The sequence below is a fragment of the Plantactinospora mayteni genome (assembly GCF_016862935.1).
Taxonomy (GTDB): domain Bacteria; phylum Actinomycetota; class Actinomycetes; order Mycobacteriales; family Micromonosporaceae; genus Plantactinospora; species Plantactinospora mayteni.
In genome coordinates, this window is record NZ_BONX01000052.1 from 153,770 (window position 1) to 164,340 (window position 10,571).

At 69.3% G+C, this 10,571-nt stretch carries 4 protein-coding genes and 1 pseudogene; 4 read left to right on the forward strand and 1 reads right to left on the reverse strand.

The features are described from left to right. Window positions 1–893 precede the first annotated feature (893 nt). The 4 genes from Pma05_RS34330 to Pma05_RS34345 all read left to right on the forward strand — a co-directional run bounded on the left by Pma05_RS34330 (window position 894) and on the right by Pma05_RS34345 (window position 9,528). Window positions 894–7,193 (forward strand): RHS repeat domain-containing protein, encoded by a 6,300-nt coding sequence (locus Pma05_RS34330; RefSeq protein WP_203861679.1) that lies wholly within the window; start codon window positions 894–896, stop codon window positions 7,191–7,193. Beyond that, window positions 7,187–7,735, forward strand: coding sequence for a hypothetical protein (locus Pma05_RS34335; protein WP_203861680.1), 549 nt, complete (start codon window positions 7,187–7,189; stop codon window positions 7,733–7,735). Before Pma05_RS34330 ends, Pma05_RS34335 begins: the two co-directional genes overlap by 7 nt. A 57-nt stretch (window positions 7,736–7,792) precedes the next feature. Continuing rightward, a complete protein-coding gene (locus Pma05_RS34340) occupies window positions 7,793–8,308 on the forward strand; it encodes a cellulose binding domain-containing protein (protein WP_203861681.1) in 516 nt (171 codons plus the stop codon). Window positions 8,309–8,589: 281 nt separating this feature from the next. After that, the gene (locus Pma05_RS34345; protein ID WP_203861682.1) at window positions 8,590–9,528 is read left to right on the forward strand and encodes an exonuclease/endonuclease/phosphatase family protein; all 939 of its coding nucleotides are present in this window, start codon (window positions 8,590–8,592) and stop codon (window positions 9,526–9,528) included. 80 nt (window positions 9,529–9,608) lie between these two features. On the opposite strand, the pseudogene Pma05_RS43065 reads toward Pma05_RS34345, so the two are convergent. Then, a pseudogene (locus Pma05_RS43065) lies at window positions 9,609–10,571 on the reverse strand (LamG domain-containing protein); the annotation flags it as partial.

Here is a 10,571-nt window from a genome sequence, read left to right on the forward strand (position 1 = left end):
GAGGTAGAGGTGAAGACGTGATGGATTCATCGGAGGAGTCCTCCTTCAAGCGGGTGCGACCCCTCGGACTAGGTCGATCGGTACCCCACCGGTCGCCTCGACCGGAGCCGTTACCGTCCCACCCGCCGCCTCCCGTGTCTGCCTGGAGGACGCGAACCTCCGGTACTTCGCCACCGACGGTGATGATCTCGGAGATGCGTGCGAACTTGCCGTAGGCGACCCTTCGATCCACGGTCATCTCGACACCCTTCCCACCACCCGCTGCACCCAGTCGCACACGCTGGGCCAAGCTGTCCTTGAAGGCCAACGAACGGTTGCACGGCGAGGAACCGTGGGATCGGACACGGATGCTCGGGCACAACCTCATGCTCCGAATGTGGGTTGTCGAGCACCTGGGCCCCGACCGTCGGGCGCGAGAGAGCTGGGAGCGGTTGCTCTCGTCATGCATCTGACCCTGACCCGCCGGGCCCGTCCTGATGGAGGCCTTGGCCGTCAACGGGGCGAACCAAAGGGACGGTTGGACTGAGCGAGCCGAAAGTCCGGCGGGCGCCAGGTTGTCTTCCGCATGAGCACGCACGACGAGGTCCGCCGACCGTGGGACCTCAAGGCCCGGGTCAACCGGCCGTTAGGCTCTGTGGCGTTTGTTGCGCCGGCTGCGCGGCGTCCTGAGTGGATCTCCACCCGGGTGGGCCGGGACGACGGCCCAGCGGTGTGCGGACAACCAGCGGTGTACGAAAAATGTGCGGCCCGCCCCCCACACTGACGGCCATCCACCCTTCCCTATCTCACGCCGGTCCCGCTGGTAGCGCCGAAGTGTCGCCCTCGACGGTGTGGCCCTCGACCAGCTCAGGCGGTCCGGTCCACGTCGTCGAACGTCCTGGGAGCCGCACGTCATGAGAACTCGGTCACGATTCCCGGTCCGGCGGTCGCGACTCGCCGGCCCGGTGGCGCTGGTCACCACCCTGGTCGGCGGGGTACCGGCGGCGGCTGCGGTCGCTTTCAGCTGGACCACGTCGGCACCGGCGGAGCGGTCGGTACCGGGACGGGACGCCCCGACCCGGCCGCTCCCGCCGGACCCGGCCGAGGAGATGGCCGTCACGTCGGCCCCGACGGTGTCCTGGCCGGCGCCGGCTCGGGCCGTCGTCGACCTGGCGGCGGCGTCCACCCGGGCCGCGGGCGGCGCCGCCGCCCGGACCCGAGCCGGCGCGCTGCCGGTCTACGTCGGCGCCGCCTCGGCCGATCCCGCGGCCGGCTCCCCGCCCGGCCCGGCGGCGACAGCGGCCGGGCCCGCCGGGGCGGTGGCCGCCGAGATCGCCATCCCGGCTCGGGTCGAGGTGAACCTGCTCGGCCGGCACGACGACGGACTGCTGCTGCGGATCCGCCGCGCCGACGGCATCGGCACGGCGGGGCAGGTCTCGGTGGAGGTGGACTACTCGGGGTTCCGGGACGCGTTCGGCGGCGACTGGGCGACCCGGCTGCGCCTGGTACGGCTGCCGGAATGCGCCGCGCGGACCCCGGCCGCCCCGGAGTGCCGGGGCATACCGGTGGCCACCCGCAACAACGGCTCGGGACGGCTCAGCGGCGACCTGCCGGTCGGCGGCGCGGAGTCCGGCCTGTTCGCGGTCCTGGCGGCCGCCGCCGGCACCGCCGGTGACTTCGGGCAGAGCTCGCTCTCCCCGTCCGCGACCTGGCAGGTCGGCGGACCGTCCGGCGACTTCAGTTGGCAGTACCCGATGTCGGTACCGCCGTCGCTGGGCGGCCCCACGCCGGAGCTGAAGCTGTCGTACTCCTCCGGAAGCGTGGACGGCCGCACCACCGGAACCAACAACCAGCCGTCCTGGGTCGGCGAGGGGTTCGAGTTCGCTCCGGGCGGATACGTCGAACGCCGCTACGTGCCGTGCTCGCTGGACATGAAGGGCGGAAACAACACGACCAAGACCGGCGACCTCTGCTGGAGCAGTGAGAACCTGACCCTCGTGCTCAACGGCCGGGGCGGCGAGCTGCTGTACAACAGCGAGACGAAGCGCTGGCACATGCGCAGCGACGACGGGTCCAGGGTGGAGCTGTGGAAGGACACCAGCCTCGGCAACGGCGACTACGACGGCGAGTACTGGGTGGTCACCACCCGGGACGGCACCCAGTACCACTTCGGCCGGAACAAGCTGCCCGGCTGGGCCGGTGGCACGCAGGCGCAGACCCAGTCGGCGTGGACCGTCCCGGTCTTCGGCAACCACGAAGGCGAGCCGTGCCACAAGTCGACCTTCGACGCCTCGCACTGCGCCCAGGCGTGGCGGTGGAACCTCGACTACGTCGTCGACCCACACGGCAACACGGCGAGCTTCTTCTATGGCCAGGAGAAGAACAACTATGCCCGGAACCTGGTCGCGACCAAGGTTTCCGGGTACGTCCGCGGCGGCTATCTCACCAGCATCGAGTACGGCCAGCGCGACGGCCAGGTCTACACCTCGCCCTGGGTCGGCCGAGTGCTCTTCGAGCCCGCCGACCGGTGCATCCCGGACACCACCTGCGTCAAGACGTCGCCGGCGAACTGGCCGGACGTGCCCTGGGACCAGGACTGCGCCAGCACCACCAACTGCAACAACAAGTTCGACCCCACCTTCTGGTCGCAGAAGCGGCTGAAGAGCGTGACCACCCAGGTCTGGGGCGGCAGCGGGCCGCGGGATGTGGACCGCTGGGAGTTCGTCCACTCGTACCCCAGCCCGGGCGACGGCACGAAGGCCCGGCTCTTCCTGGCGTCACTCCAGAACAAGGGCCTGGTGAACGGCGAGCAGGCGCTGCCCGCGGTGAACTTCGACGGCGTACAGCTGAACAACCGGGTCGATGGCAACGACTACATCCCGCCGCTGAACTGGTGGCGGGTCCGGGCGATCCGCTCGGAGAGCGGCGGCGAGGTCGCGGTCACCTACTCGCCGAAGGAGTGTACGCACCAGACCGACCTGCCGGCGCCGGCCACCAACGACAGGCGCTGCCATCCGGTGCGGTGGACCCCGGAGGGGCTGACCGAGCGGACCGACTGGTTCAACAAGTACGTGGTCACCAGGGTCGTCGAGAGCGACCGCACAAACGGCTTCACCCAGGAAATCTCCGACGTCGAGTACGTGGGCGCTCCGGCGTGGCGGCACGACGAGGAGGACGGGCTGGTCCCGGAGAGCCGCAAGTCGTGGAGCCAGTGGCGCGGCTACGAGCGGGTGCGGGTCCGCATGGGCCTGGCGAACCAGATCCGGTCACTGACCGAGATGGTCTACTTCCGGGGCATGGACGGCGACAAGACCGCCACCGACGGGGTCCTCAAGCGGGTCGACGTGGTCGACTCGACGAACACCCCGTGGCGGGACACCGACCAGTACTCGGGCATGCTGCGGGAGTCCATCACCTACACCGCCGACGGCGGCACCGTCCTCTCCCGGTCCATCACCGATCCGTGGCTCTCCCCCGCGAGCGCCACCCGGTCCCGGCCGTGGGGCACCACCACCGCGCACAACGTGCAGCAGAAGCGGCTGGTACAGGGCGAGGTGATCGGCGGCCGGTGGCGGGAGACGGCGACCATCCACACCTACGAGCCCGACGGCACCCTGGTACAGGAGCAGCAGCAGGGCGACCTGGCCAACGCCGACGACGACAGCTGCACCCGGTACAGCTACGCCCGCAACACCACCACCTGGCTGATGGAGCCGGTCGCCCAGAAGCGCACGGTGCTGGGCGACTGTGACCGGGAGCCGACCTCCGCCGCGGACATCGTCTCGGACGAGCGGTTCTACTACGACGGCAACGACACCCTGGATGCCGCGCCGGTCCGGGGGGCGGTCACCCGGCGGGAGGAGTTCTCCGGCTGGTCCGGCGGCACCACGACCTACCTGACCACGCTGCGGGCCAGCTACGACCAGCACGGGCGGTTGGCCGAGAAGACCGACGTGCTCGGCGCCCGGGAGCGGACCACCTACACCCCGGCCACCGGCGCCACCACCCGGGTCAGCTCGACCAACCACCTCAACCAGACCACCGTCACCGAGCTGGACCCGGCCACCGGAGCCGAGCTCTCGGTCACCGCCCCCAACGGCGCGCGCAGCGTGGCCGAGTACGATCCGCTCGGCCGGGTCGTGAAGACCTGGCTGCCCGGCCGGAACCCGGGCACGGACAGCCCCAACGCCACCTATGCGTACGAAACCCGTACCGACGGGCCGAACGTGGTGATCGCCCGAACGCTGGAGTCCGACGGCGGCTACCGGACCGAGTTCCAACTCCTGGACGGGAAGATGCGGCTGCGCCAGACCCAGGCGCCCTCACCGCTCGGCGGTCGGGTGATCACCGACGTCGACTACGACGCCCGCGGGCAGAAGGTGCGGGAGAGCGGCCCCTACTACAACGACGCCCCACCCGGCACCACCCTGTTCGTCCCGGACCAGGCGCTGCTGCCGGCCCAGACCGTGACCGTCTTCGACGGCGCCGACCGGCCCACCGCCGAGATCTTCCTGGTGTACGGGGTGGAGAAGTGGCGGACCAGCCACGTCCACGAGATCGACCGGCAGCACACCACGCCGCCGGCCGGGCAGACCCCGACCACCCGGATCCTGGACGCGGAGGGCCGGCTGGTGGAGCTGCGCCAGTACAAGGGCGCCACGGCCAGCGGCGAGTACGACTCCACGAAGTACACCTACAACCGGCGCGGCCAGCCGGAAACGGTCGTCGACCCGGCCGGCAACGTCTGGCGGTTCGGCTACGACGCCCGGGGCCGGAAGATCCGCAGCGAGGACCCGGACCAGGGTGTCATGACGTACACCTACAACGACCGCAATGACATCGTCAGCGAGACCGACGCCCGGGGCGCGACGCTCTGGTACGAGTACGACCTGCTCGGCCGCAAGACGGCGCTGCGGCAGGGGTCGGCGACCGGGCCGAAGCTCAGCGGGTGGACGTACGACAAGCTCGTCGACGGTACGCCCGCGCCCGGCATGCAGGCCAGCTCGACGCGGTACGTCGACGGTGCCGCGTACACCACGGCGATCACCGGGTACGACGCGGGCAACCGGGTCACCGGTCGGACCGTCACCATCCCGGCCGGGGAGGGAGCGCTCGCCGGGACGTACACGTTCCGGAACACCTACCGCGTGGACGGTGAGGTCGACACCGCCACCCTGCCGGCCGGCGGCGGGCTGCCGGCGGAGACGCTGCGGTACGGCTACAACAAGCTCGGGATGCCCACCACCCTCTCCGGCACGACCAGCTACGTCACCGAAACCCTCTACTCGGCCTACGGCGACGAGGAGGAGATCACCCTCGCCGCGGGCGGCAAGTCGATGCGCCGGTCGTTCCGGTACGAGGCCGGCACCCGGCGGCTCTCCCTGGCCGAGACGAGGCGGGAGACCGGCCCGCAACTGATCTCCAGCGTGGAGTACAGCTACGACCCGGCCGGCAACGTGACCCGGATCAGCGACACCCCGGACCCGGCGAACGGAGTGGCCCCGGACACCCAGTGTTTCCGGCACGACTACCTGCGCCGGCTCGCCGAGGCGTGGACGCCGGCCTCCGGTGACTGCGCGGCGGCGGCCAGCGCCACCGGGCTGGGCGGCCCGGCGCCGTACTGGCACTCGTGGACCTTCGACAAGCTGGGCAACCGGCTTTCCGAAACCCGGACGTCGGCGACCGGGGCCCGGACGACGAGCAGCTACGCCTACACCGCGGCCGGCGAGGCCCAGCCGCACGCGCTGCGTTCGGTGACCACGGCCACCCCGACCGGCAGCAGCGTGGACGAGTACGACTACGACGCGGCCGGCAACCTCACCCGGCGGGTCCGAGCCGGTGTCGGGCAGACCCTGGAGTGGGACGCCGAGGGTCGACTGGCGAAGGTGACCGAGAACGGCAAGGCGACGTCGTACCTGTACGACGCGACGGGCGACCGGCTGATCCGCCGGGACCCGACCGGGACCACGCTGTATCTCGGGGAAACCCAGCTCACGTTGCAGAACACCGGCGGGGTGACCGGCCTGCGGTACTACACCCACGACGACCGCGCGGTGGCGATGCGCAGCGGCCAGACCGGCAAGGTCACCTGGCTGGCCTCGGACCACCACGGCACGGCGGAGTTGTCCGTCGACGAGTCCAGCCAGTACGTCACCCGGCAGCGGCGGGACCCGTACGGCGGCAGCCGTGGCCCTGGCGACCCGAACCTGGCCGGGGACCGGGGCTTCGTCGGCGGCACCAACGACCCGTCCACCGGTCTGACCCACCTGGGCGCCCGGGAGTACGACCCGACGACCGGACGGTTCGTCTCGGTGGACCCGGAGATCAGCTACGACGATCCGCAGACCCTGCAGGGCTACGCCTACGCCAACAACAGCCCGGTCAGCTTCACCGACCCGGACGGCCGGGCGTACGTCACCAAGCGGGTGGTCACCTACAAGACGGTCTACCGTACGTTGATCAAGAAGAAGGTCGAGACGATTAAGCGCCTGGCCGTCATGTGGATCCTCTTCGTTGTACTTACCATTTTCATGGCCCTTGTCCCCATGATGGCCCCGGTGTACTACTGGGTCACTAAGATCATCATTAGGTACATCAAGGTGTTGGAGAAACGCCTGGTTAAGCTGACCAAACTGATCCGGGTCTTCGTGAAGGATCCGCCCAAGCGGAAGGCGGATCTGCTCAAGTTCAGTAACGGGCTCGATGAGATGTTCCGGCGGTGGCAGGAGTTCGAGCGGGGGTTCAAGGAAACGCTTCGGCAGGTGGGAAAGCTGGTGATCAGCGCCGTCTGGAACGGCATCCTGATGGGCGCGCAGAAGGGGCTCGGGATCTTTGCCCGGTTCGGCCACCCGCTGAAGTTCCTGATCAACCCCGCAGAGTCCTGGGCGCTGGGCAAGGGGGTGCAGTTCGGTACCTGGCTCACCGGCGGGCAGTGCAACACCCAGCACGGCATGCGGGTGTGCTCGGGTGGCTGGGCCAGCCTAGTCGGCTTCAATGGAGGCACCACCTACGGCGACACGTTCGCAACCGACGATCCTGATAAAACCGCGGACTACATTGCGCACGAGAAGGCGCACCGTCGCCAGTGGCGGCGCTACGGAAGCACCTTCGCCGCCATGTACCTCCTGGAGGCGTTGCGCACGGGCGGTAACCCATGCCGGAACTCGTACGAGAACGACGCCGATCTCAAGAAGGGCGGCTACGACCATTGCTGACCAGTCCCGTGTCACCGTGGCGGCGGCGCGCGGCGGGCGGGCTGCTGGGGCTGCTCTGCCTCGGTCTGACGGCCGCGCACTGCGACGGGCAACAGGTCGACGACGTCCTCGGGTACGTCGAGATCGGTGGCCGGACCGCGGTCTACGCGCCGCTCTGCCCCGGCGACGAGATACGGAAGGTGCGGGTCTACACCGCGCCGGACCCGGAGCGGGGTGGAGACTTCACCCCGCTCTGGGAGGCCGAGGGCCCAACCACCGATCTGGTGCGGCAGGGGTTGTTCGTCCTAGGGGACGACAGCCAGTTCAGCACGGTGATCCGGGAACCACCGGCCGCCTTCCCACGTCGGCTGTCGGTGGCTGCGGACACCGTCAGCGGGGTGATCCGCGACGAGGCTCGCGAGCACCCGGCCGAGCTGCCCCGATATCCGCTCGGGACCCCGCTGGAGGAGCTGACCTTCGACACTGAGGACGGCCCGATGTCCGCCGCCCAGCTACGCGAGACGCTCGAGAGCCAGCCGACCGCCTGCCCGACCAACCGCTGACGGGTCCGGCGCGGATCCACGCTAACTTTACGGTTGTCGCCACAGCTGGCCGAGAGAGTGGTTCCGGTATTCGTACCCGCCGCCGTGTTGCACTCCGCCGTTGTCGGCCTGGTCACGCTGTTCGCCGGCTGCGCGGTGCTGGCCGCCTCGACCGCGTACGCCGAGGCGGCGCGGCTGACCGCCGGCTACGTCGAGGCGTCCACCTGGAGCACCGGCTACGGCGGTGGCTACACCGTGACCAACGCAGGCGACGCCATGGCCGAGGGCTGGACGGTGGAGTTCGACCACCCGGCCGAAGCGTGGATGCACACCCGGATGACCACACATCACTCGGGAGCAGCCCATGGCTTGGATAGAAAGACGCGCACCCGCTACCGGGTCCGGCTCCGGCTACCCGACGGCACCGTCACCACCGACTCCTCCCACCCCACCTACAAGGCCGCCGACACCGCCACCGGCCCGGCGGACCGGCCGTGGGAGCAGGTGCTCGACCCGCGCCCCGGTCGACACCGCCAAGTACAAGAAGCCGGGACCGGTCGGGCAAGTCGAACGTCGTCAGCCCTGGCGACCTAGCTTTCGCCGAGACCGGTCCAGGCGACGGGACCTGTCGAAGTTCCTGGATCGTCTGGAACTCGCCAGTGCTGGCGATGCATCGATGCAGATACTCCTACTCGTGGGTAGTAGGTTGGGTCCGGGTGGTCGCCGCTGGGGCGATCTTGGGGAGGATCCACATGTCTTTCCGACATCGACGGGCCCGTGGGGTGGTGGGATCGGCGCTTCTGGGGGCGGCCATGCTCACCGCGGTTCCGGCCGCACAGGCATCGGTCCACACTGTCGCGCCGGCGCCAGCCGCCGTGACGACTGACTCGGTCGACGTTGCGGCGGAGCGGGTCCTGCGGGTCTACAACAACAACATCGAGAACCTCGTACGCAATAATCCGGACGGCACGTGTACCCGAATCTCCGGCCCGGACCACCTCACCTCGATGCTGGTCGACGACGGCGGGATGACGGGTACGTCAGGGGTGCAGGCTCCGGACCTGCTGATCGTGCAGCAGGTGCGGGGTATCGGGCAGGCCACGGCCTACGCCGACCAGCTCGGGGCGAAGTTCGGGTACTCGGCGGGCGCCTACAAGGCGATCGTGGCCTGGGACAACCCCGAGGAGTGGGGCGGCTCGCACCACTGCAGCTCGCAGGCGCTCGGTGACCTGAAGAAGCGGCAGACCAACGCCATCATCTACAACACCAGGACACTGAGCCTCGCCTCCGGCGACATTTCGAAGTACTGGAGCGCCGGGTGGTTGAAGGACGCGGAGTACGAGGACGGGAAGGGGTGCACGCTGTACAAGCCGCCGAACGCAGATACGGGGGCGACGTACCAGTACAAGTGGAAGCGGACGAGCGCCATCGCGGCCCGGTTCACGATCAAGGCCACCGGCACCACGGTCTTCGCCGCGACCATGCATCTGCCGGAGGAGAACCGGCGGTACGCGTGTGCCGGTGACGGGATCAAGGGCATCGCCGATTCGGGTATCCGCCTCGGAGCGGACGCGACGAGTCTGATGAACGCCTCGACGATCCGGGTGGTCGGCATCGACGCGAACCGTACCGACATCGCCGCGTCGACGTTGAGTGGCTACGGGATGACCGGCTACGGCACGAAGCAAACCACCAGCGCCAGCAAGATTGACTATCTGTTCATCAAGGGCAGCGTGCAGCCATCGAGCATCGGGTACACCGTGGACAGCACCAAGTCCAACCACCTGGCGTTGTACGGCTTCATCAACTTCTGACCGGTGCTCCACCTCGTCGTGACATCGTGACGCCCTGGCTGCCCAGTCGGTGCGGTCAGGGCGACACGCTGTCAGGCAAGGGACTGGTCGAGTTTCATCTGCACGTACGCCGACTCGATGTGCTTGCCGCCCAGCGAGACGCCGTTCGCCGTGGTGGAGAACTCGAAGAACGACCGGTAGACGGCACCGGTGTCCGGGTTCAACCCCACCCGGGCCGCGCTGTAGTCGGTGTTCGACGAGCCGTTGTTCGTCGCGTACGCCCACTTCGTCTTGTACACCGACCACGCCGGATCGACGTACATCGGAAACACCGCGTCCGGGGCGGTCAGCAACTCCGTGTCCGGGCGCAGCACCAGGTCCCCGCCCGACACCTCCACCTCCACCGGTGCGATCCGGGCAGCATCACCCGCCGCCGCAAACGTCGACTCCGCCCCCTCGGGCGATGCCTTCTGCCCAGAGGTACGCGCCGCGCCCGCGCCGGTGCGCGAGTCCCACATCACCGGCGGCTCCGCGGAGGCGATCACCCTCGTACCCGCCGCCACCCGAAGCCGCCCATCCGGACCAGAACGAACCTGCGCACTTCCACCAAGCCCGAACCGGATCCGACGCACCGCCGGATTCGCCGCCGCAGCCGCCGACTTGACCACGAGCACGTGACTGAACCCCGTCCACGTCGCCCGCACCACCAGATCCACTCCGGCCATCACATCCGGATAGGTCGCCGAATCACCCGACACGACCGGTGTGGGCAGCGCACCGCCCGGCCACGACATCTCCATCGTCTGGCCGTCACGCGCAAGCACCACCAAGGGCCCAGAGCCGCCCCCGGAGAACGCCACATCGGCCACTGACGCGCCGGGCCGCAACAAGCCGTCTGCCTCACGGACAAGCCCCAGATCGACGTCCGCCCAACGTCCCGCCTTACGGGTCCGCTGCGGCACGACTCCGGACTCAAGCCGCAGGCGCCCATCCGGCTGTGCCACCACCTGCGCGAACTCCGTACGCGAATCGTCGACCACGACAGGTTCGGCACAAGCGGCGGG